This is a genomic window from Micromonospora sp. NPDC006431, assembly GCF_042870725.1.
In the GTDB taxonomy this organism is placed as follows: domain Bacteria; phylum Actinomycetota; class Actinomycetes; order Mycobacteriales; family Micromonosporaceae; genus Micromonospora.
Genome location: NZ_JBIAHQ010000035.1, coordinates 1 through 21727, shown reverse-complemented (window position 1 = coordinate 21727; position 21727 = coordinate 1). Strand labels below are relative to the sequence as shown.

Annotated in this window: 20 protein-coding genes; 6 read left to right on the top strand and 14 right to left on the bottom strand. The window is 71.1% G+C overall.

Annotated features, from left to right (window positions below; translation table 11 throughout):
- The 12 genes from ACFYM6_RS33180 to ACFYM6_RS33125 form a co-directional block, all read right to left on the bottom strand.
- On the bottom strand, positions 1–1020 hold the full coding sequence (locus ACFYM6_RS33180) for a glycosyltransferase family 2 protein (RefSeq protein ID WP_387281416.1): 1020 nt from the start codon (positions 1018–1020) through the stop codon (positions 1–3).
- Positions 1017–2153: an endonuclease/exonuclease/phosphatase family protein gene (locus ACFYM6_RS33175; RefSeq protein ID WP_387281415.1), complete on the bottom strand. Its 1137-nt coding sequence runs from the start codon at positions 2151–2153 to the stop codon at positions 1017–1019. The genes ACFYM6_RS33180 and ACFYM6_RS33175 overlap by 4 nt, the downstream gene beginning before the upstream one ends.
- Entirely contained in the window at positions 2150–3181 is a 1032-nt protein-coding gene (locus ACFYM6_RS33170; RefSeq protein ID WP_387281414.1) for a glycosyltransferase family 2 protein, read from the bottom strand. Before ACFYM6_RS33170 ends, ACFYM6_RS33175 begins: the two co-directional genes overlap by 4 nt.
- A 32-nt stretch (positions 3182–3213) precedes the next feature.
- Positions 3214–4176, bottom strand: coding sequence for a UbiA prenyltransferase family protein (locus ACFYM6_RS33165; protein WP_387281413.1), 963 nt, complete (start codon positions 4174–4176; stop codon positions 3214–3216).
- Between the two features lie 11 nt (positions 4177–4187).
- On the bottom strand, positions 4188–5231 hold the full coding sequence (locus ACFYM6_RS33160) for an NAD-dependent epimerase/dehydratase family protein (protein WP_387281412.1): 1044 nt from the start codon (positions 5229–5231) through the stop codon (positions 4188–4190).
- Entirely contained in the window at positions 5228–6550 is a 1323-nt protein-coding gene (locus tag ACFYM6_RS33155; RefSeq protein WP_387281440.1) for an aspartate aminotransferase family protein, read from the bottom strand. Before ACFYM6_RS33155 ends, ACFYM6_RS33160 begins: the two co-directional genes overlap by 4 nt.
- Positions 6551–6885: 335 nt before the next feature.
- Complete coding sequence (locus tag ACFYM6_RS33150; protein WP_387281411.1) at positions 6886–7524, bottom strand: response regulator; 639 nt, start codon at positions 7522–7524, stop codon at positions 6886–6888.
- On the bottom strand, positions 7512–8621 hold the full coding sequence (locus ACFYM6_RS33145; RefSeq protein ID WP_387281410.1) for a sensor histidine kinase: 1110 nt from the start codon (positions 8619–8621) through the stop codon (positions 7512–7514). The genes ACFYM6_RS33150 and ACFYM6_RS33145 overlap by 13 nt, the downstream gene beginning before the upstream one ends.
- Positions 8622–9004: 383 nt before the next feature.
- Positions 9005–10837: a PA domain-containing protein gene (locus ACFYM6_RS33140; RefSeq protein WP_387281409.1), complete on the bottom strand. Its 1833-nt coding sequence runs from the start codon at positions 10835–10837 to the stop codon at positions 9005–9007.
- 144 nt (positions 10838–10981) lie between these two features.
- Positions 10982–11947: a hypothetical protein gene (locus tag ACFYM6_RS33135; RefSeq protein ID WP_387281408.1), complete on the bottom strand. Its 966-nt coding sequence runs from the start codon at positions 11945–11947 to the stop codon at positions 10982–10984.
- Between the two features lie 629 nt (positions 11948–12576).
- The gene (locus tag ACFYM6_RS33130; RefSeq protein WP_387281407.1) at positions 12577–12768 is read right to left on the bottom strand and encodes a hypothetical protein; all 192 of its coding nucleotides are present in this window, start codon (positions 12766–12768) and stop codon (positions 12577–12579) included.
- Between the two features lie 269 nt (positions 12769–13037).
- On the bottom strand, positions 13038–14246 hold the full coding sequence (locus ACFYM6_RS33125) for a hypothetical protein (protein WP_387281406.1): 1209 nt from the start codon (positions 14244–14246) through the stop codon (positions 13038–13040).
- Positions 14247–14887: 641 nt separating this feature from the next.
- On the opposite strand from ACFYM6_RS33125, the gene ACFYM6_RS33120 reads away from it, so the two are divergent.
- Entirely contained in the window at positions 14888–15247 is a 360-nt protein-coding gene (locus tag ACFYM6_RS33120) for an ankyrin repeat domain-containing protein (RefSeq protein ID WP_387281405.1), read from the top strand.
- An 86-nt stretch (positions 15248–15333) separates the two neighbouring features.
- Here ACFYM6_RS33120 and ACFYM6_RS33115 read toward each other — a convergent pair whose 3' ends face one another.
- Together ACFYM6_RS33115 and ACFYM6_RS33110 are read right to left on the bottom strand one after the other, a co-directional pair.
- On the bottom strand, positions 15334–16215 hold the full coding sequence (locus ACFYM6_RS33115; protein WP_387281404.1) for a sigma-70 family RNA polymerase sigma factor: 882 nt from the start codon (positions 16213–16215) through the stop codon (positions 15334–15336).
- Positions 16216–16382: 167 nt separating this feature from the next.
- The gene (locus tag ACFYM6_RS33110) at positions 16383–17654 is read right to left on the bottom strand and encodes an MFS transporter (RefSeq protein ID WP_387281403.1); all 1272 of its coding nucleotides are present in this window, start codon (positions 17652–17654) and stop codon (positions 16383–16385) included.
- Between the two features lie 82 nt (positions 17655–17736).
- Here ACFYM6_RS33110 and ACFYM6_RS33105 point away from each other — a divergent pair, with 82 nt between their 5' ends.
- The 5 genes from ACFYM6_RS33105 to ACFYM6_RS33085 all read left to right on the top strand — a co-directional run bounded on the left by ACFYM6_RS33105 (position 17737) and on the right by ACFYM6_RS33085 (position 21518).
- Complete coding sequence (locus ACFYM6_RS33105; protein WP_387281402.1) at positions 17737–18651, top strand: LysR family transcriptional regulator; 915 nt, start codon at positions 17737–17739, stop codon at positions 18649–18651.
- 887 nt (positions 18652–19538) lie between these two features.
- A complete protein-coding gene (locus tag ACFYM6_RS33100; protein ID WP_387281401.1) occupies positions 19539–19898 on the top strand; it encodes a hypothetical protein in 360 nt (119 codons plus the stop codon).
- A gap of 282 nt (positions 19899–20180) precedes the next feature.
- Positions 20181–20543, top strand: a complete 363-nt coding sequence (locus tag ACFYM6_RS33095; RefSeq protein WP_387281400.1) for a metalloregulator ArsR/SmtB family transcription factor — start codon at positions 20181–20183, stop codon at positions 20541–20543.
- Positions 20540–21049: an SRPBCC family protein gene (locus ACFYM6_RS33090; protein ID WP_387281399.1), complete on the top strand. Its 510-nt coding sequence runs from the start codon at positions 20540–20542 to the stop codon at positions 21047–21049. The genes ACFYM6_RS33095 and ACFYM6_RS33090 overlap by 4 nt, the downstream gene beginning before the upstream one ends.
- A 97-nt stretch (positions 21050–21146) precedes the next feature.
- The gene (locus ACFYM6_RS33085; protein WP_387281398.1) at positions 21147–21518 is read left to right on the top strand and encodes a VOC family protein; all 372 of its coding nucleotides are present in this window, start codon (positions 21147–21149) and stop codon (positions 21516–21518) included.
- The last annotated feature ends 209 nt before the right edge of the window (positions 21519–21727 follow it).

Below are 21727 nucleotides of genomic sequence, written 5' to 3'. Positions count from 1 at the left end.
TCACCAACCTTTCGAGTCGAGGGGACGGGCGGCGGGACGCGACGACGGCCCGAACGACGGGTCCACGGCGGCCCGGACCAACCCGACCGCCGCGCCCGTGATCAGGGCGACGTTGACCAGCAGATGGGTGCCGAGGGCCCGGGCGAGGAACGCCCAGCCGCCGGCCCGCTGCAGCAGCGCCACCAGCGGCGGGTCGGCGGCGGCGAAGACGGCGAGGCAGAGCAGCGGTGCCGCCGCCCCGTACGGCGCGAGTAGCGCCGCCGGCAGGGTGAGCACGGTCAGCCCGGCGGCGAGCACGCCGAGGGTGGGATTCAGCGCCAGGCCCCGGCGGCGGTACCGGTTGCGCAACGACCAGCGCAACAGTTGGGCCCGGCGGTACTGCTCAGCCAGCAGGGGCAGCAACCGGTCCGCCTCGTCGTGCCAGCCGACGACTGTGTCGGTGAGCCGGATCCGGTAGCGGGTCAGCAGCCGCTCGCTGTACTCGTCGTCCTCGGCGCTGCGCAGGTTCTCGTCGAACGGGCCGAGGTCGCGCAGCACCGTACGCGGCACGGCGGCGAGCGCGAACACGGCGGTGTCCACCGGCCCGACCGCCCGGGTCAGCGCGGCGTGCAGGTGAAGCACCCGGTACCGCTCGACCGGCCCGTCGTCGATCAGCGGTTGCGGGGCGTAGACGCCGTAGACGCAGCCGCAGCCCGGATCGGTGGCCAGCACGGCCAGGGCGTTGGCGACCGCGTCGGCCGCCAGCGCGACGTCGGAGTCGACGAAGAAGACCACCTCGCCGGTGCTGGCCGCCACGCCGGCGTTGCGGGCGGCGGACACCCCGCCGTTGACCGGTTGGACCAGCACCCGGACGCCGGCCGCCGCGGCCACCGCCCGTGAGCCGTCGGTGCTGCCGTCGTCGACGACCAGCACCTCCAGGGGCGGATGGGTCTGCGCGGCCACCGAGTCCAGGCAGCGCCGTAGCGTCTTGGTCGCGTTGTACACCGGGATGACGACCGAGACGGTCGGTGCGGGGTTCATGGCGCCTCCGGCAGCGAGATCAGGGCGGTCTGGGTGCGGTGGTCGGAGAGCCCGTGCGGATCGCCCAGGGCGTACCGGTGTATCCGTACGGCGCCGGAGGTGAGGGTCCAGTCCAGCCGCCAGGCCGCGGGCAGCCCATCGGCCGGCCAACTCGCCGGGTACAGGTCGGACCCGGCGTCCACGGCGTCACGCAGCCGGCCGCGCAGCCACCGCAGGTCGCCCATCGCCGGAGTGGTGTTGAAGTCACCGGCGACCAGCACCGGGTTCCGGTTGGCGGCGAGGTCCGCGCGCAGCCCGGCCAGCTGCGCGCGCCGGGCCGCATCCCGTTCCCGCACGTACGCCAGGAAGCGCCCCGGTGCCAGGTTCACCTGCACCGGAAGGTGCACGTTGTACGCCGACAGCACCCGGGCACCCACCCGCAGGTCGGTGCGCAGCACCTTGGCGGCGGTGAAGACCCGCCCGAAGTCGGCGTCCGGGTCCGTCGCGACGTCCGCGTCCGGGCCGATCGCTGGCGCGGCCACCACCGGGTACCGGGACAGGGTGAGCAGCTCACCCCGGGCGACCAGGGTGTATCCGGGAAACGCGCGGCGCAGCCGCTGCGGGTCGGGGGCGGGTCGGGCCCCGGCCAGCCCGGCGGCGTCGTCCCAGTAGAGATGCTCCTGCAACAGATAGACGTCGGCCCGCTGGGCGACGAGGAACCGCAGGAACGCCTCCGGGTCGTCGTGCTGGTCCCAGTAGCCGGTGTTCCAGGCCAACACGGTGACTGCCCCCGGCGGCGGGGTGGGATGGGACGCCCACGCGTACCGATTGAGCCCGGCGTCGGGCAGGCCGAGCGCCAGCGCCGCGGCGGCCGCGCCCAGCACGGCCGCCGCCGGCCGGGTGGGCAGCGGCCGGCGCAGCATCCGCGCCGCCGGTACCGCCGACGCCAGCGCCACCGGCACCAGCAGGTACGCGACCGGCGGCACCAGGTCCGGCAGCAGCCAGAACCACCAGCGTCCGGTCAGCGCCCGGTGCAGGCCGGTGAAGAGCAACCAGCCGAGCGCCACCGCGCACAGCAGCCGGGTGGCCCGGCACCACCGGCGGCGCGGCGCTCCGGCCGATGCCGGGGCGGCGGGGCGGGCGAGCACGCTCATGCCGGCACCCGCTCGGCGGGGCGCGGGCCGCCCTCGTAGAGGCGACGGAAGGAACGGGAGCAGAGCCACTGCGCCGCCCCGGCGGCCGCCCCGGCGGCGATCGCCAGGTTGATCAGCCACTGCACTCCGACGAAGGCGGCCAGTAGGACCAGCCGGCGCCGCCGCGCGACGAACCGGTACATGCCGGCGTCACAGGCCAGGAACGCCAGGCCCGCCGCCAGGGACGGCACCGCCCCCGGTGGTCCGGCCAGCAGCGGCAGAAGCAGGGCCAGGGTGCCGAGCAGCGCGCTGATGGCCGCCCACATCCTGGCCGCGGTCTCGAAACCCTGCGCGGCGCGGCGGCGGTGGGCGTACAGCGGCATCCGCAGCCGGCTGCGGTGGAACACCTTGCGCAGCATCGGCCAGAGCCGGTCGTCGTCCCGGTGCCGGCCGTGGATGGCGTCGGTGAGCCGGATCGGATACCGCTCGGCCAGCCGTTCGCCGTACTCGACTTCCTCGGTCTGCCGCAGCCCCTCGTGGAACGGGCCGATCTCGGCGAACACCCGGGCCGGCATGGCGCAGATCGCGGTGAACAGGAAACTGACGTCGCCCAGCGAGCTGATCCGCCACCAGTACGCCTGCAGGCACCGGCACTCCTGCACGAGGCTGTCGCGGACCAGCGGGACCTCGTCGAGGATGCCGCAGATCGCGCCGGCCGCCGGGTCCGCGCCCAGCAGCCGCACTGCGCGGGCCACCGTGTCCGGCGGCAACTCCACGTCGGAGTCGACGAAGAGCAGGATCTCGCCGCGAGCACGCGCGGCGCCGACGTTGCGGGCCAACGCCGGACCGCCGTTGCGAGGGGTGGAGACCACCCGCACGCCGAGTGCCAGTGCCACGGCCACCGAGTCGTCGGTGCTCTGGTCGTCCACGAAGACGATCTCGGTGGTGGGATAGGTCTGGGCCAGCAGCGCCGGCAGGGTCAGCGGCAGCGAGTCCGCGTGGTTGTAGTTCGGTACGACGACGGACACCGTCGGGGTGTGCGCGGTCATTGCTCTCCTTGGCAGAGGGCGCCGGTGCGGCGTCAGGACAGGGCGGCGGCGATCGCGGGGAACCGCGTGGCGGCGTAGAGCACGCCGAGCGAGGCGACCCAGAGCACGGCGGCGGCGACCACCGCGCGGTCGTGCAGCAGCAGCCGGACCGGATCGCCGGCCGCCCGCCGGACCAGGGCCAGTTGCAGGTAGCGGGACACCAGGTAGAGAACGAACGGGGTGGACAGCAGCATCGCGGCCTCCCCGTGCGGGTCGAACGGCGCCTCCGTGCCCACCCAGACCAGGCCGGCGGTGACCGCCAGGACGCCGGTGAGCTGCAGCAGATGGCCGGCCAGCTCCACCGACCAGCCGCGCAGCGCCGGCCGGTGGGCCACCCCGCTGTCCAGCAGTTCCTGCCGGCGCTTGCCGACGATCAGCAGCAGGCAGCCGGCGAAGACCGTGATCAGCAGCCAGGCGGACACGGCAGCGCCGACAGCCAGGTAGCCCTGCACCGCGCGGAGCACGAACCCGACCGCGACCAAACCGGCCTCGACCAGGGGAACGTGCTTCAGACCCCGGCTGTACCAGACGTTGAGCGCCAGGTAGGCCAGCACCGGCCAGATCGGCCCGACCAGGCCGGCGGTCAGCAGCAGGGCGAGGCCGAGGAGCAGCACCAGGCACCAGACGTACGCCAGCGGCACTGGCACCCGGCCGGACGCCACCGGCCGGTCCCGTTTCACGGGGTGGTGACGGTCCCGGTGTCGGTCGGTCACGTCGTTGCCGACGTACACCGCCGACGCGGCGAGCACGAAGGCCACAACGGACCAGCCCAGCCGGGCCAGTTCCGCCGAGTGCCAGGAGCGCGGGTCCAGCAGCGGCAGCGCGACGACCAGCAGGCTCTTGACCCAGTGCGCGGGACGGACCAGACGGACCAGGTCCACCACCAGACGGGCGCGGCGGGTGGGCAGCGGCGCCACGGCCGGAACGGCGGTTCGGGCGGAGTCGAGGAGGGGCATGGGTCCTCCCCCTAAAAGAAAATCTTGGCGAGGGACAGGGCCCCTTGCCGCCAGGGTTCCCGACTGGTCCTACCGCCCCCGGTCGCCGTGGCGGCGCTCCGGTTTGCCCGCCACCAGCGGTAGGTGCCGAGGATCGCGTCCCGGTTGGAGAACCGGGGCTTGAAGCCCAGCCGCTCGCGAGCCTTGTCGATGCTGACGTAGGAGTCGGCGCGCAGCTTGTGCAGCAGCCGTCCGTACACCGGGGAGAGTCCGCTGCGCTCGAGGGTGCGCAGCGCCGCGAGCGCCGGCGCGGCAGGCAGGCCGACCACCCGCCGGCCGTGCCCGGCCGCGTCGAGCACCGCCTGGAAGTCCTCGCGGAGGGTGCCGAACTCGGCGGCGCCGAGGTTGTAGGTGTCCGCGGCGACGTCGTCGGGGGCGGCGAGCACGGTCAGCACCGCGTCGACCAGGTCCTCGACGGCGAACATCTGCACCCGCACGTCGCCGCGGCCGAGCACCGGGAAGTTGCGGCCCTCCTCGGCCCACTCGAAAAGCATGGCGAACAGGCCCATCCGGCCCGGCCCGAGGAAGGTCTTGGGACGCAGCACCGGGACGCAGAGCCCGTCCCCGCGGAACCGCTCCACCAGCAGCTCTGCCTCGACCTTCGCCCGGGTGTACGCGTCGACCGGCTCGCGCGGATGGTCCTCTGGGGTGGGCACGAGCCGGGGCAGGCCGTACACGGCGGTGGAGGAGATGTGCACCACCCGCGGCACCTGTACCCGGCGGGCCGCGCCGAGGACCGCATGGGTGCCGTCCACGATGATCGACTGGATCATCTCGGCCGGATAGCTGGGCAGCGCGGCGGCGCAGTGCACCACGGCGGATGCGTCGGCGAGCACCCGGGCCAGCAGCGCGGCGTCGCGGACGTCGCCCTGACTGTGGGCCAGCCGTGGATGGGTGTGCGCGGCGGGCAGCAGGTCGACGCCGTGCACCCGGTGTCCCTCGGCGAGCAACCGGCGGACCAGGTGCGAGCCGAGCATCCCGCAGGCGCCGGTCACCACGATGTGGTCGCTGGTCACCACCGGGACGTCACCCGCTCCCGGACGAAGGCGGCCAGCAGCCGCGGCAGGCCCCGGGAGAGCGTGGCGTCCAGGGCGCTCAGGAAGTACTCGACGTCGTCGGGGGTGGCCACCAGGCTCGGGGCGACCATGAGCGGGTTGTCCGCGTTGGGGCTGTAGTAGGTCATGATCCTGTGTTCGCGGAACAGGTGGGCGATCACCGACAGGGTGATGAGCTTGGTGCGGAACTGCGGGTCGTGGGTGAAGCCGGGCATCAGCTTGCCGGCCAGGTCGAGCAGGCCGGGCCCGCCGCCGAGGAACACACCCCAGAGCGCGCCGGTGCCGCTGACCTGGGCGATCACGTCGGGGTACGCCTTGGCCAGCCGGTCGAGGCCGGGCTGCAGCACCGCCTCCAGGGCGCGGGCCCGGGCCGGGTAGTCGTCGTCGACCACGACCGCGATGGCCTCCAGGGCGGTGGTGGTTTCTTCCCCGAAGCCGTAGTAGGTGGTGCTGTGCAGGATGACGTCGGACAGCCGGTCGTACGCGCGGCGGAAGACCGGCTCGCGGGCCGTGTAACCGGCGATGGACGCCTTGCCGCCGCCGAGCGACTTGGAGTAGGTGAGGATGTCCGGCACCAGCCCCTCGTGCCGCATGAAGTAGAAGAGGCTTCCGGTCTTGCCCCAGCCGGTGTAGACCTCGTCGAAGATCAGCACGATGTCCCGTTCGCGGCAGAGCCGCTGCAGGGCCAGCAGGTCGTCCCCGGTCCACCGACGCATCGTGGAGGCGCTGAACGGCTCGACGAGGATGGCGTACACGTCGCAGCCGCCGTCCGGGGCGCGCGCGGCGTCGACGGCCGCCCGTACGGCGGCGAGGTCGCCGTACGGGTACACGACGATGCCGGGCAGGCCGGGGAAGCGGAACGCGTTCTCGGAGGAGCCGGTGAGGCTGCCCGCGCCGAGGGTCTTGCCGTGGAAGCTGATGTCCGCGCGCAGCACCGTGTTGCGTCGCCCGCCGTGGTACTTGTACGCCATCTTCACCGCCCCTTCGTTCGCCTCGGCCCCGGAGTTCGGGAAGTACGAGACGGACAGATCTGCGGGGAGCAGCGCAGCCACGTTGTGGCTCAGCGCCGCCACGTAGGGGGAGAAGAACGCCTTGTGCACCTCCATCCGGTGGGCCTCGGCGTACCGCCGTCGGGCGGCCAGAATCCGCGGGTGGTTGTGCCCGTGGTTGAGCACGCCCACGCCGCCGGAGAAGTCCAGCACTCGACGGCCGTCCCGGAGGTGGATCCAGACGCCCTCGGCGCGGTCCACCAGCTCCCGTCCGAATCCGAAGGTTGTCATCAGCGAGACCTGGCTTCGACTGACATGGTCGCGGTACAGCTGGTGCACCTGTCTGGTGCTGAGCTGTTCCGCCTCGTCGATACCGATCAGGTGGGGCATGCAGTGGCCTTTCCTCGAACGACCGGCGGGGGAGTGGCAGCGCCGGCCGTGACCGGCCGTCCGTCGGACGGGTGCCGCGACGGCGACGCTGCGCGATCTCAAGCTAACGAAGTGTGTCGATGCCGTCATGCCGGATGTTCGGAGGACGTCAGGCCGGCGTGCTGTCCCCCGGGTGGGGGACGACGGCGACCCGGGGGAGCGCGCCCACGCTCCCGTTCGGATGGTGCGGTGACGGGTCAGCCGGCCTGCAGCCGGTCCTCGCGGACCCGCTCGGCGAGGTCGAGCTTGGTCCGGCTGGGCCGGCCGAGGTCGTGGTACTTGGCCTTGACCCGGTCCAGATAGGTGCGGGCCGTCTCCGGTTTGATGCCCAGGTGCCGCGCCGTGGCCGTGAGGGTCATCCCCGAGGCGTACGCGAGCAACACGCCGCGCTCCCGGGGGGACAGCCGGGGCCGCGCCGGACGGGTGTCACCCAGGCAGGCGAACGCCAGCTCGGAGGAGAAGACGGGTCGGCCGTCCGCCACCTCACGGATCGCGGCGGTCAGCGCTTGCAGGTCGTGGTCCTTGGTCATGTAGCCGCTGCAGCCGGCGGCGAAGGTCGCCACCACCTGGTCGGGGCGCGCCCAGACGCTGAGTACCAGCACCCGGCGCCCCGGTGCCGCCAGCCGCCGGACGTTGTCGGCCGCGTCGCTGCCGTCGCGCAGCACCAGGTCCAGCAGCACCACGTCGACCGGCTCCGTCAGCTCGCGCAGCAGCCGCTCCACGGTGGCCGCCGCCCGCACCAGCCGCAGATCGGCCACGCTCGACAGCCAGGCGCCCAGACCCTCCAGGAGCATCCGGTCGTCGTCGACCGCCGCCACCCGGATCACCTGGCCCACGTCAGCTCCACGCATGTCCCGGCGCCCGGCTCGCTGGAAACGCGGGCCCGGCCACCCACCTCGGTCATGCGGTCGACGAGGGAGTGCCGGAAACCGAACCCGGACGGTACCGCCGCCGGGTCGAAGCCGCGTCCACGATCGACGATCGTGACGCGCAGCACCCGGCCCTCCCCGGTCACGGTGAGCCAGGCCTGATCAACCCCGGCGTGCTTCACGACGTTGTTCAGCGCCTCCTGCGCCGCAGCGCGGAGGGCCTCCACCACCTGCGGCGGTACGTCCGGCGGGACCGTCGTCCCCTGATACCGGACCCGCAGTCCCAGCAGGGACACCTCGCCGACCACCTCCCGCAGCGCCTCGCCGACCGTGCCGAACGCGGGGTCGCACCCGTCGCCGAGCAACCCGCGGATCACCTCGGCGTCGCGGGCGCAGCGTCGGCGCACCTCCGGCCGCCCCGGATCCGCCACCCCGCGGGCGATCAACGTCAAGGTGGTGAGGACCGTGTCGTGCAGCGCCCGGTGGTGGGCGAGCCGGGTGACGTAGCGGGCATGGTCGGCGGCGGCGTCGGCCTCGGCGGCCAACCGATGGGCGTTGATGCGGTCGAGATTGCGCCCGATCCGGCGCAGATAGCGCACGGCGAAGCCGGCGACCAGGGTGAAGCAGACCAGGCCATTGATCGCGTGGACGAGCGCCGGTGCGGGCATGCCCGTTCCCGGGCTGTACCCGATGATCACGGCCGACTGGGCGAGGACCAGCGCGAGCACGCCGGCCGCCACCGACCACGGCCGGGTCAGCGCCGCCCCGACCAGCGACCCGCTCGCCTGCACCACCAGGTTGCCCCAGTTCGGTACGGTGACGTCGGTCGTCAGGTTCGCGGTGACCATCATCAGCACCAGCCCGGCGAGCAGGACGTCGAGGTGGACCAGCGCCGCGGGGAACCAGCCGCGCTGTCGGGCGACCCGGAACAGCGCGAGGTTCCAGGCCGCTACCGCCAAGAGCAGCCCGAGGTTGGCCCACGTGCTCCGGTACGCGCCATAGGCGCAGGTGACGAGGGCCGGCGCCAGGCAGGTGATCCGGTGCAGTGCCAGCAGGACCACCATGAAGCGGTTCGCCCGGTCCTCTCCCGTGGCATCGGCTGTGGCCGCAGAGTGACCGCGCAATGACACGTCGGTCATTCTGGCAGTCCCGGCCAGCGATGGTCATCACTGAATGGCGTTGCTGGAGCCTTTCGGCGGTCCGGATTGACCGGGTGGTGGGGGGAGCGACCGCTTCCGCTACTTGACGGTCCGCCGAGGACCCGCATCGCGCGGAGGTGCGGCCGGTCGCGCGCTGGCCACTCCGCAACACCAGGGGCGGGCGGTCTGGGACGCGTCAGAGCAACTCGCCGCTCGGGCAAACGAGTTGGTCGACCATGCGGGACAGGTGCCGGGAATGCGGCGGCGCCGTCACCTGATGGGTGACGGCGCCGCGGGGGAGTGCTTACCTAGTTCTTGCCGGTGTACTTGAACACGTACAGCCCGAAGTCGCGATCGCTGGCGAGCACGTACTCGCCACCGGCGCGCTGGAGGATCTGCACGCCCCAGAGGTCGTTGCCGGCCTCGTCGACGAAGTGGCCGACCTCGGTGATCCGGTCGTTCTTGATGCTGAGGACCCGCAGCCCTGCGTCGTAGTACGACGCGTACACCAGGTGCGGGTTCTGCTTCGACACGGCCACCTCGTGCACGGTCAGGTTGCCGAACCCGCCGGCGTAGGCCGGGTCCATGCCTTCCCGTACGGCGTAGGTGTCCAACTCCTGTAGCTTCCCGGTCCCGTTGCGGAACAGGTGCACGTAGCCCCATCCGTCGAAGGTGGCAGCCAGGGTGACGGCGTCCCCGACGGTGCCGACCGGCACCGCGGCCCTGGCCGAGCTCTTCTGGCAGGCCGCCTCGTCGTAGCCGGCGTCTGCGTCCATGATGGACAGGCCGGCCTGCCGGTTCACGAAGAAGAACGGCTTGCTGGCCACGACCGACGGGCTCACCAACGAGCCGCAGCCGCCCGGCGAACCCGTCCGGTTGAAGACAACGGTCCCGGCGTACCCGCGCGACTCCACGTTGGTCGCCATCTCGGTGAAGCCGCATCCGCCTCGCTCGACGAGGGCGATGTAGGGACCGCCGGTTGCCGGTGCGGGCGCCGGCGGGTTTGCGTTGCAACCAAGGCCGACGAAGATGGCGGTGCCGGAGAGTTCGTCGCCGGTCGGCAGTTGCGCGCTGCCGGCCTGCACCGCCCGGAAGTCGCCTCCGTCGTTCGTCGCGACACGGACCCGGGTCGACCCGAAGTCCTCGTCGGTGGTCAGCACGTACTGGCCGTTGTGCACGAACTCGGCGTAGTGCCCGTTGCCCTCGGGGCCTAGGGTCACCCCGTTGGTTTCCAACAACTGGGGGTCGGGGAAGGTGAAGTCGGTGTCGGCGACGTAGGTCGGATGAGCCGGGTCGGTCACGTCGAGCGCCACGTAGCCGGCGTCCCACATGGACAGCAGCATGATCTGCCGGCTGCCGTGCTTGCGAACCACCACGTCGTGGAAGAAGACCGTGTCCAGGTCGACACCCGGCTGCAGGATCTGGGGGAACATCGCGGCCACGTCGATGTCGATCACCTGGACCGGGTGCCGCGGGTCGGTGATGTCAAAGATTGGCAGCATCGGCGTACGGCTGTCCGGGAGCACGATGTAGGCCTTGCGGTCCGGTCCGGCCCCGGTCTGCCACATGAACGTGCTGTGAACCGTGCGCGCCCGCGACGTCACCCCCGGCTCGACCGCCCCGAAGCCGTTGGCGAGGACCACGGGGTGCAGGGGGTCGGAAACGTCGACGAGGGTCGCTCCACCCACCGCCGGCGGTGCCGTGGCGTTGGTGCACAGCTCGTTGCTGTACGCCAGCACGTCGCCGCTGAATGCGGGGGTGCTGAAGCTGATCGGATGGATTCCTTCGCCGACGAACGAGCCCGGTGACGCGGCGATGAAGCCGACCTGGCGGGGCTTGCTGAGGTCGGAGATGTCCATGACGTAGACGCCGCCCTCGCATGGATCGCTGTTGAACGCGCCGAGGTACGCGTAGTCGCCGAGCACGCCGACGTCGGAAACGACACCCGCCCGCGCGTTGTTCACCCGTGCCTTGCCGACGAGGGTGACGTCCTTGCTGCCGTGGTCGAGATGCCCTCCCTCGCCACCGTGCTGGTGACTTTCGACGACGACACCGCCGTCGTCGAAGGTCTTCGTGTTGTCCGCGCCGGCCGGCCCAACCGTCAGAGCCGTGGCGGCGAGGACGACGGAGAGCAGAATCACGCCTCTGCGGGGTTGCCGCATGCGATCACATCCGATCAGGTAAATCAACCAATGGCCTGATCGGCAGCATGGTAATCGGCATGATGGAGCGAAACCATCCCCTGTCCGGCCTTCCTCACGAGCGGGGGCGGTGCCCGGTGGGCTCTACCGCACCACCAGCGTGAACTCGGCGGTATGCACCCTGCCGCCCACCTGGAAGTCGAAGAACATCCGGTACCGGCCGGGACTCGTCGCCGTGAGCCAGAACTTGACCGCGCCGCCGAGGAGCCGCGCCTCCGGGTGGACATGCACGTACCCAAGGTCGCCCTCACGTAGCACGACAAGGTGCCCGTACGCGCCGAGATAGCGCTGCAGGTCGACCACCGGCGAACCCTCCCGGGACACTCGGAACACCAGCGCCTGGATCTCGCCGAGTCGGGGCGTACCCTCATAGGTCACGGTGAGTCCGTCGACAGTGGATTCGCGCGTGGCCTCGGGTAGTGGGCGCGGCCGGTAGTCGCCGGGCACGGTGAGGTCCACGCCGAGGGTCAGCGGGACCTGCGCCGCAGCCGAGCCGACGGCCGCGAAGTCGGCGTACGCCCGCCAGGCGCCGGCCTGCGGCAGCACCAGGTCGACGCTCCAGGTGCCGTCCGGCGCCATCGTCGGGTGCAGGTGCTGGTAGCTGGAGAAGTCCCGACGCGCGACGATCAGGTGCATCGGCTTGTCGTGCACGATCGCGAAGTTCGTCACCGGCTTGCGGTCGGGGCCGGCGACGCGGAACCGCCAGGTGCTCCGCGCGCCCGCCGTCAGGGAGGTCGTCTCGGGTACGAGGGTGTAGCCGCCCGCGCTGACGGCCAGCCCACCCACCTCGGCACCGGCAACCGCCGCCGCACCGCCCGCGTGCTGGTGCCCGGCGTCACCCGAAGTGTGCATGCTGGTGCCGGTCGGCCCGCCCGTCGGAGCCGAACCTGTCGGGCGCGCCGAGTCGCGGACCACCTCGCCGAGCGCAAAGCCGGCAACGAGCGCGACCGCGAGCCCACCCGCGATGGCGAGCAGGCGGACCGACGCGCCCTCACGGGCCGACGGGGACGCCGGGCGAGACGTCGCCTCCGTAGCCGAGGGCTCAGCCATCGGCGCCGGCCGGCTCGTAGCCTGCCGCGTCTACCGCGGTGACCGTCTGCACCCAGCGGCCGCAGGCAGCCCTCGTGACGGTGTACGTGGTGGTTTCAGACATCCGGTCTTCCTTGCGTTGGCCGAGAAAACGCCAGTGGGTACATGACTATCCGCACTGTTGCCGGGAGGCGCAATCCCTGCCGGGTAGGGGACCGGGGCGCCGTTGACTGGGCCGGTCCGCCGGCTGTACCGGTCGGTGACCTCGACCCAGTGGCCGGCGGGGACGCCGGTTGGTGCGCCACCGGTGAGACCGGCCTTGACTGGCCGGCCGTCCGCCGCGTAGCAGGAGAGGATGATCCGGGTCAGCATCGGCTGCCCGCCCGGACCGATGCCGATGAATCCGCTGAAGGCGACCATGCGGTCGCCGATGGACGCCCGTTGTCGAAGGGTGCCCGGGAGACGTACGCGAGCCTTCGCCGGTGGCGCCTCCGCCGGTCGTGTGGTGAGGGGGGCCGCACGGTGCCTCCTGATAGGCGGGCGTCACGGGATCATATCGGCACCAGCAACCCTGGGGGCGCGTTCGGCTGCCCGGGATCGAGCCGGACTGTCGGCCATCCTCGGCGCACCGTCGCCGCACCAGCTGCCCGCTACGCCATGAGGACCCTGCGCAGGCCGTAGACGGTGTCGAAGGCCGGGTCGACGTCCCCGGCGGCGGCGTCCTGCCGCAGGTCGCGCCATTCGGAGTCCGCGGCCATGATTCGGTCGAGGGCCCTCACCGCGAGTACTGCCAGGTCGTCGGGCAGATCGAGCCGGCCGCCGTCGCGTAGAAAGTCCGGCACCTACGTGAAGGCGTCGACGCAGACTAACGCCGAGGTCGGGGACAAGTCCAACGACGCGGCTGGCACAGATCCGCAGCGATCTGCGAGCACCGGGCCACCTCTCGCTTCTGATATTCGAGCGGCAAGCTGCCGGCAGCTGTAGGGGGCCGGGCGGGAGGTGGGGTGGCCGCCCACGTCGATCCACTGGTGCGACGCCCCGGCCGAGTGGGGGAGTAACCGAGCCGCCGCCGCGCCACCGGGGACGAGGTCCGGTCGCCGGCGTCCTCGATTCAGCTCGGCCAGGGTACGTGTGCCGTCACCCGCTCCCGCAGCTGCTCGTTGATCAGCCACAGCTCGCCGGTGGCGGGCCAGTACGACAGGTTCTCGGTGTTCTTCGGCGCCTTGGTCCAGACGGTGGTCGACTGCCCGCCGACGCCCCGGTGCAGGCAGCTCGGGTAGTCGACACCGTCGCCGATGTTGTCGGCGTACTCCGGGCAGACGCCGGCGATGACGAACTGTCCACCGTGCGACACCGCACCCTGCATGCCCCATACCGGCGACCCGAACGCCTCGACGGCACGCACGTAGCCGTCGGCGTCGCGACGGGGCAGGCCGGTCTCCGGGTCGATCGGCCAGCGTACGATCCGCCCGCCGCCGCGGGTGGTGTGCTCGACCGCGACGAAGGAGCCGTCGGTGCGGTCGAGTGCGAGGCTGGCGAAGCACGGCCGGGTCCCGGTCGCGTTCGCGCAGCCGCCGCCTTCGTACCAGAATGCGCCGACCTGCGGCAGTGCGAAGGCGTGGTAGCGGGCGTGGAAGTTGCCGTCGGCGCCCAGACCCACCTCGGCGCTGGAGGTGTCGGTGCGCCAGATGTGGGCGAGGTCGAACACGCGCAGCACCGCGCCGCCGGTGGCGACGACGAGCTTGTTGCCGTACCAGTACAGGCCGTGCCCGTGCCCGCTGATCGCCTGGAACGTCCCGGTCGCGGTCGGCTCGACGAGCAGCACGTGCCGGTACCGCAGGGTGGCCAGGTCCAGGAACGACACGCGGATGAACGAGTCGTCGGTGTAGTGCCACGTGGCGGCGACGACCCGCCGCCCGTTTAGCACGGTGCCCGCCGATTGGGCGTCGCCGGACCCGGTGACTCCCTGCGGGATCCAGACGTTGGCGGTGTCGTCCTCGCCGGTGTCCCAGCAGAACCCGGCGGGGGACAGCGACGCCGCGAGGTTGGTCGGGTGGCACAGTCCGCGCCCCTGCCGGTTAGCGCCGTCGAGCACGGCCGCCAGCCCGGCCGGCGCCAGGCGAGGGTCGCGCTCCAGCGCGGTGATGCGGCTGCCGTAGGTGGCGAACGTGTCACCGGCCACCAGCCGGAAGCCGCTGACGTCGATGCGCGGGAAGGTGGCGGCGGCCGCGGCCGGCGCGGGGTTGGCCACCACGGTCCCCGCCGCTGCGAGCGCCAGTGCGGTGAGCGTCACCAGGATACGAGCCAGACGGTTCTTCATGGTCGGCGTCCTCGGTTCTCAGACAGCGATCGGGGTACGGGGTACGGGGCCAGGTCCACCGCGCACGGCGGGCCGCGCCGCGCGGCCAGGACAGCGGGTGGCGATGTCGCCCGGTAGCGCGTTCACCGCGTCGGTGATCTCGGCAAAGAAACTCGGTGCACGAACCACTGCCTCCACTGTGGACGCCCTTGGCGTGCCTGCCCGTTGCTGTCCGTATAGTAGACGGCGTCGCCGGAGTCCCGCTGTTGGTGCACGTGCCGCTCTTGGTGCCACGGGTGACGTTGCGGGCGACCTCGCCGCTGACGTATTTGATGTCGTAGCTGACCTCCTGCGCGGTCCAGCCGCACAGCTCCCCGGTGCGGGCACCGCTTGTGCAGTACGTGTCACCGTTGACCGATTTGCAGTTGTAGCGGGTAATCACGTTGCGCCAGTCGGTGGAGTTGGGGCCGTAGACGTAGACCCGAGCGTCGCTGGCCCCGGTGCCGGCGGCTTCCAGTCGCCAGGAAGCGCCGCCGTGGTTCGGTTGGTTCGCCGGGCCGGGCGCTTCTCGTCAGGCAGCAGTCGTTCGAGCACCTCGCCCTGTCACATCGGCTCGTCGTCAGGGCTCATAGGTACGAGTGCAACCACGCGAGGAGGACGCAATGCAGTTCAAAGAAGCCGCCGAGGCCGCCGACGAAGCGACGATGCGGTCGATGCTGGCCGCCGATCCCGGGCTGCGCGATCGGCACGTAGACCTGGTTACGCGGATGGCCGAGGCTCGCAACTGGCCAACGGTCCGGCTGCTGATCGAGCATGGCTTCGACGTCAACGGTGTCACGGCCGACGGCGCCACCGCCTTGCACTATGCGGCGGCGGCTGGCGAGCTGTCGATCGCGCGCCTGCTGGTCGAGCACGGTGCCGACCACACCGCCCGCGAACCTGGGTTCAATGCGCAGCCGGCGGGCTGGGCACAGTACTTCAAGAAGTCGGAAACCCAGAAATATCTCGACTCCCTGGCCTGATAGCGCGCCGCCCGATCACGCGGCATCAGACCCCAGCCCGTCGAAATAGGGCTCGCTCCCATCCCGCTCGGCATTCACCGCCCTGTTCACTCCGTCCGGTGGAGGAATGCGGACGCGAGGCGGTGGACGCGGTCGGGGTCGCGGACAACGTCGATCCTGACGATCTTGTCGCCCGCGACGGTGAAGGCCATGACAGAGAACGGCCGCCCGTCGCGGGCGATCAACGTTCCGATGGCGCCGTTGACCAGGGCGGGGCGCAGTTGGCCACCACGTGGGGCGCGGGCCTGCTTGGCCACGGCTTGCGCGCCGCGGACGACGGTTGGCGGCCGGGTGGTGCCGAAGTCGGTGCGCAGGACGACATCGGGGTCGAGGACCTGGACGAGGGCGTCGAAGTCGCCGTTCCACGCAGCCGCGTAGAAGGCACGGACGACCTGCCGCTGGCGCGCTAGATCCGGGTCGGGCGATGGGATCTCGGCACCGTTCACCCGGCGTCGTGCCCGGCTGGCGAGTTGCCGCGCGGCGGCCGGGGTGCGGCCCACGATGCCGGCGACCTCCTCGAAGGGCAGTTCGAACATGTCGTGCAGCACGAACGCCAACCGTTCAGCAGGAGTGAGCTGGTCGAGCACGACGAGCAGGGCCAAGCTCACCGAGGCGGCCAGCAACGCCTCCTGCTCGGGGCCGAGGTCCCCGTCCGGGATGACAACCAGGTCGGGCAGGTGCGCGGCGAACGGATCCTCCCGGCGGCGTCGGCGGGAGCGCAACACATGTAGGCACTCCCGAGCGACGACAGTGGTCAACCATCCGCCGAGGTTGTCGATCTGCTCCGCGTCGGACCGGCCCAGCCGCAGCCAGGCATCCTGAACAGCGTCGTCCGCGTCAGCCAGCGAGCCGAGCATTCGATAGGCCACCGCCCGCAGCCGAGGTCGGTGCTGCTCGAAGCGCGCGGCCAGCCACTCATGCTCATCCATCGGTCACACCGTCCCATCGCCAACGCTCACAGAAGTGAACCCTCGGACACGACGAATGTGACACGCCTGGCCCGGCTCACCGTGCAACCCTCGTGTCGAACGCCGCGGCGATCCGCCGGTACTCGGGTGGTAGGAGTCCTTCGCCGCGTCGAAGGCGGCTCTGGCCGTTACACCGAGGTGCTGCGCCGGCGAGACCGGACCCCGTACGCAGCGCACAGCCCGCTGACGATGACGAGCGTCAGCGCCAGCATCGTGACCGCGGGCCAGGCGCCGAGCGCCCAGGCGCGGCCGGCCAGGCTGCCGAAGATGGACGAGCCGAGGTAGTAGGCGAACAGGTACAGCGAGGCGGCCTGCCCGGAGGCCACGCCGCGGGCGTGGGCGCGCGTGGGTACCCAGCCGCTGGTCACCCCATGCACGGCGAAGAAACCGACTGTCATGATCGCGAGGCCGAGCACGACGACGGGTAGCGAACCGGGCAGCGTGAGCAGCACCCCGGCGACGGTGACCAGGCAGCCGACCGGCACGACGGCGCGGTGGGAGAACCGTTCGGCCAGTCGTCCTGCGAGGGTCGAGCTGACGGTGCCGAGTGGGTAGACCAGGAACACCAGGCTCGCGATGCCGGCGTTCAGGTCGAACGGTGCGGAGGTGAGCCGGAAATCCATCGCGTTGTACACGGCGACGAACGCGCCCATCGAGCAGGCGCCGATGACGTAGAGCGCGAGCAGTCCGCGATCGGCCACTGCCCCTCGCGCCATGTCCGTCAGGTGGTCGATGCGGGCGGGCGCCGCCACGAAGTTCCGCGACGGGGGCAGGGTGAGCAGGGCGACGGCCGCGCTGAGCAGTCCCACTGCGGCGATCGCGGCCAGTGCCCACCGCCAACCGGCGGCGTCGGCGACTGCGGCGGCGATCAGGCGACCGGTCATACCGCCCAGGGCCGTGCCCCCGATGTAGAGGCCGGCCGCCCGGGCGTGCGTGTCGGCGTGGAGTTCCTCGCGCAGGTAGGCAGTGGCGACCGCCGGCAGCCCGGCCAGGGTGACGCCCTGTAGCAGGCGCAGGCCGAGCAGCACGTGCCAGGTCGGAGCCAGCGCGCAGGCCAGCCCGACGACGGCGGAGAGGGTGAGGGAGAGGTGGATGAGCCTGGTCCGCCCCAGCACCTCCGAGACCGGGCCGGCCACCAGCAGCGTGACGCCGAGGCCGACGGTGGTCAGGGAGAGGGAGAGGGTGCTCTGCGTCGCGGAGATGGAGAAGGCGTGCGCGAGCTCGGGTAGTAGCGCCTGCGTGCTGTGCAGGAGGGCGAACGTCGCCACTCCGGCCGCGAAGAGCGCCACCGCGATTCGGCGGTAACCCGACTCGCCGACCTGGTAGCCCGTCGACGACTGGGTCGGGGCCGCGCGGGGCGGCGAGAGCGGGCGGGTGGCGGCCTTGCGGATCGGGGTCATCCTTCGAGCGTCCGACGACGCACCGCATGCGTCAAATGCATGCCCTGCCTAACATCAATACGTGAGGCGTATAGTTGCGCCCATGCAGGTCGAGGATCTCCGCAGGCTGCTTGCCCTCGCGGACCACGAGCGGGTCACCGACGCCGCTGCCGCGCTGCACATGAGTCAGCCCACCCTGTCCCGGTTGCTCGCCCGGGTCGAGGAGGAGCTTGGCAGCCGGCTGTTCGAGCGGGACGCGCGGGGAGTGCGCCCCAACCCGTACGGCGAGGTCGTCCTCGCCGCGGCGAAGGACATCACGGACCGGTACGACCAGCTGCTGCGCGACCTGGCGGGCCTGCTTGACCCCGAGTCGGGGACCGTCCGGCTGGCGTTCCTCGACTCGATGGCCACGTCCCTCGTGCCGCGCCTCCTGCACGACTTCCGCCAGCAGGCGCCCCGCGTACGCGTCGCGCTCCGTCAGGAGCCCGGCCACGAGATCCTGCGCGACCTCGCCTCCGGCGTCTCCGAGCTGGCGCTGATCTCACCGCGCCCCGACGGCCCGCACGGCTGGCTGCCGCTGCAGCGGCAGCAGTTGGTGCTCGTCGTCCCCGCAGGCCACCGGCTGGCCGAGCGCGCTCGCGTGCGGCTCGATGAGATCGCGGAGGAGGATTTCGTGACCGTACCCAGTGGGTTCGGGTTCCGGTCCCTGGTGGACGAGCTGTTCGCGGCCGCGGGGGCGACGCCGCGCGTGGCGTTCGAGAGCGGGGATCTGGCCACGATCGAGGGACTGGTCGGATCGGGTCTGGGGGTGGCCCTCGTGCCGGAGGAGTTCGCCGGTGCCTCGAGGAGCGTTGGCGTGCCTCTCGTCGCCGACGGCGCGGAACGCGTCGTCGGGCTTACCTGGCGGACCGACCGCGTACTCGCCCCGGCCGCGGCGCGGTTCCTGGAGTTCGTGCGCTCCGTCGCTCCGTTCGGTAGGACCGGGAGGGCAGCGGGCGGGATACCCGGCCGCAGGTAGCCGATGCCCGCCGCAACAACCCAGTGGGCTGCCAGCGGCTGGAGGGCCCACGGCTCGCGCAGAAGCGTTTTGCGCAAAACGCCGCGGTCCGCCACCTGCGCAGGTTCTGGCCGCAGTCGTTGACGCCGCTGGCCGTCGGGCCCCCAGTGCCGATGCGACGGCTTGTCAAGGACGGTGACGAAGTCGTCGACCAGGTTGGGCCAGGTCGGCGTGCCCACCAATGGCGGCAGGCCAGCCCACCGTGTGCCGCGGCGCGCCAGGCGGCGTGGCGGCCACCCCGTTCCTCGGCTGCGGCTGCCCACCCGCCCAACACGCCGGCGACGTGGTCGCTGAAGTCCGCGAGGTCGTCGCCGGCGATCTCGACGAGCCGCGAGCCACCCGGCAGCAGGCGCTGCGGGCTGACCAACCAGCGCCAGATCCCTACGGCCAGCCAGTCCCAATCGTCCACGCTGACGTCGTCAAACTGCCCAGAGCCGGCATTTGCCGCCAGGCCCACCTCGCCGCGCCAGCGCCGGATGATCTGTCGTACCCGCCGACAGGTGTGCGAATTGGTGCGGAGCATGTCGCCGTCGCTGAGTGGCCCGTCCCCGGCATGCCAGTCCTCGACCGGGCTGTTGCGCCACGCGTTGTTGACCACACCGACTGCAGCGAGATCCAGAACCGGCCCCACCCGGTCCGGATCGATCCCCACCTGATAAGTCAGCATCGCCCGCACGAGCTCCGACTCCTGCTGCCGTGTCAAGGCATCGTCGGTATCGGGGCGAGCGACATTTCCCATGGACACCGAGAATGCCAGCTCATGCCCTCGATTGGGCGGACCGGCCAGTACCGGTCTGGCCGGCGGTAACGACGGGTTGGATCAGCCCGGCGGGCTTTAGTCTGAGGGCATGCTCGAAGCCGGCAGCCGGACGCGCACTCAACCGCCCCCACCGGCCATCGTGTTCGAGGCGCTCACGGAGCCCGACCGCGACCCGGCGCGTCCCTGGCTGCAGCTTCTGGACGACGAACAATCGCCGCAGGTCCTGCGTGCCGAGCACCCACACCTGGTCCTCTGGTCATCCCTGTGGCCGAAGCGGCCGGATGCCCAGGTGCGCTTCGACCTGGAGTCCGACGGCGGAGAAGGCACGCAGCTGCGCTGGACGCTGCTGGTCGCCGAGCCCCTACCCGACCCGTCGCTCCTCGGACATCTGCGCAAGCGGCTCAACGATCTGATCAACGCGAACCTGCGCTACACCTTCGGGCAGTAGCCAGACGAAAGGTTTGGTGGGCAACAGCCACTGGAGGCCGAACCACGATGACAAGTGCTACGAGTGCATGAGGCCGTACGCTGACGATGGGTGGCCCTTGTCGCTTGTCCTATCCCTTTGCGATGCGCCGGCTGCCCGGTGGCTGTGCGCTGATCGGCGATCGGAGCGAACCGCTCCGGTATCCGGATCTGCCGAGATGAGTGCACCATTGACCATCTCCGGCGGGTGACCCCGGCGACCTTGGCCTTGGCGGACGCGTAACATGGTGGTTACGCTTGTCTGATGGACGAGGTGGCGGCGGCGATCGCCGACCCGGTGCGGCGAGACATCCTGGTGATGCTGCGCGAGCAGCGGCTCCCCGCGGGGGAGATCGCCGACCGGTTCATAATCAGCCGGCCTGCCGTCAGCCGGCACCTGCGGGTGCTCCGGGAAAGCGGCCTGGTCCGCGACACGCTCGTCGGCCGTCAACGCTTCTACGAGCTGGACGCGTCGCGGTTCGCCGGCTTGATCGAGTGGCTCGACCAGTTCGCCCGGGCCGCCAGCTGGGAGCGTCGTCTCGACGCGCTGGAGACCGAGGTCTATCGCACCCGTCGCGAGCGCCGCCAGCGCGACACGACGGATCAACGACAGGAGAAAACGGCATGATCAATCCACCCACCGGCCGGCTCTTCCCGATCGCTGACGGCCACGATCTCATCCTCAGCCGCACGTTCCGGGCACCCATTGAGGACGTGTGGGCCAGCGTGACCGAATCCCCCCGCACCGCCCGGTGGTTCGGAGCGTGGCAAGGCGATGCCGCCCCCGGTCACATGATCAAAATGCAGATGGCCTACGAGGATCGGGCACCGTGGTTCGACGTGCGGATCGACGCATGCGACCCACCACGGCGACTGGCCCTGTCGACGACCGACGAGTCCGGCAACTGGCGGATCGAGCTACTGCTGTCGCACACCGATGGTCAGACCGAGTTCCGGCTCGTGCACCACCTCGACACCACCGACGAGATCGGCGAGATGGGTCCCGGCTGGGAGTACTACCTGGACATGCTGGTGGCGGCGCGGGACGGCTTGCCCACGCCGAGTTTCGACGACTATTACCCGGCGATGAAGCCCTACTACGATTCGCTGCCTGCCCAGACCGACCCGGCGTGACCTTGCAGGGCTGCTAGTGGGTAGAAGCCCACCCATACTCTTCTGCCGCGGATGGTGCGGTGAGCCCGAAGGCGTACCCACGTCCTACGGTGGGACGATGGACTGGAAGATTGAACTCATCCCCGTTCCGGTGACCGATGTCGACCGGGCCAAGGCGTTCTACCAGAAGGTGGGCTTCAACGCCGACCACGATCACAGGGTGCACGAGGGCCTGCGGTTCGTGCAGCTGACACCACCCGGCTCTGCCTGCTCCATCGTGATTGGCGAGGGCATCACCGACAAGACTCCCGGCACGCAGGAAATCCAGGTTGTGGTCGCCGACGCCGAGGCGGCGCGCCGGCAACTGCTCGACGCCGGCGTCGATGTCAGCGAGGTCGAGGTGCAGCCATGGGGCAACTTCGTCTACTTCGGCGATCCTGACGGCAACAGGTGGTCGTTGCAGGCGATCGAGTCACGCCCCAACGGCTGATCGACGGCCCACAACAGCCTGGGCAACGCGCTGATTTGCCGCCGTCCGTGCGCGCCCCGCGTCGCCGGTCGCGACAGCCTGTAACGCCGTGCTGGCGCTGTCGGCGTCCCGGCGTGCCGAGAAGAGTGCATCCCACCTCGTGGCGTTGCCACCGTTCCGTACCCCTGTGGGTCATTCTGCAGTGTTCAGGGACGGACGGGCCGACTGTG

Coding starts and splice junctions, on each gene's coding strand:
- ACFYM6_RS33180 (WP_387281416.1), bottom strand. CDS start 1,020: ATGAACCCCGCACCGACCGTCTCGGTCGTCATCCCGGTGTACAACGCG.
- ACFYM6_RS33175 (WP_387281415.1), bottom strand. CDS start 2,153: ATGAGCGTGCTCGCCCGCCCCGCCGCCCCGGCATCGGCCGGAGCGCCG.
- ACFYM6_RS33170 (WP_387281414.1), bottom strand. CDS start 3,181: ATGACCGCGCACACCCCGACGGTGTCCGTCGTCGTACCGAACTACAAC.
- ACFYM6_RS33165 (WP_387281413.1), bottom strand. CDS start 4,176: ATGCCCCTCCTCGACTCCGCCCGAACCGCCGTTCCGGCCGTGGCGCCG.
- ACFYM6_RS33155 (WP_387281440.1), bottom strand. CDS start 6,550: ATGACAACCTTCGGATTCGGACGGGAGCTGGTGGACCGCGCCGAGGGC.
- ACFYM6_RS33145 (WP_387281410.1), bottom strand. CDS start 8,621: ATGGTGGTCCTGCTGGCACTGCACCGGATCACCTGCCTGGCGCCGGCC.
- ACFYM6_RS33135 (WP_387281408.1), bottom strand. CDS start 11,947: ATGGCTGAGCCCTCGGCTACGGAGGCGACGTCTCGCCCGGCGTCCCCG.
- ACFYM6_RS33125 (WP_387281406.1), bottom strand. CDS start 14,246: ATGAAGAACCGTCTGGCTCGTATCCTGGTGACGCTCACCGCACTGGCG.
- ACFYM6_RS33120 (WP_387281405.1), top strand. CDS start 14,888: ATGCAGTTCAAAGAAGCCGCCGAGGCCGCCGACGAAGCGACGATGCGG.
- ACFYM6_RS33115 (WP_387281404.1), bottom strand. CDS start 16,215: ATGGATGAGCATGAGTGGCTGGCCGCGCGCTTCGAGCAGCACCGACCT.
- ACFYM6_RS33110 (WP_387281403.1), bottom strand. CDS start 17,654: ATGACCCCGATCCGCAAGGCCGCCACCCGCCCGCTCTCGCCGCCCCGC.
- ACFYM6_RS33105 (WP_387281402.1), top strand. CDS start 17,737: ATGCAGGTCGAGGATCTCCGCAGGCTGCTTGCCCTCGCGGACCACGAG.
- ACFYM6_RS33100 (WP_387281401.1), top strand. CDS start 19,539: ATGCTCGAAGCCGGCAGCCGGACGCGCACTCAACCGCCCCCACCGGCC.
- ACFYM6_RS33095 (WP_387281400.1), top strand. CDS start 20,181: ATGGACGAGGTGGCGGCGGCGATCGCCGACCCGGTGCGGCGAGACATC.
- ACFYM6_RS33090 (WP_387281399.1), top strand. CDS start 20,540: ATGATCAATCCACCCACCGGCCGGCTCTTCCCGATCGCTGACGGCCAC.
- ACFYM6_RS33085 (WP_387281398.1), top strand. CDS start 21,147: ATGGACTGGAAGATTGAACTCATCCCCGTTCCGGTGACCGATGTCGAC.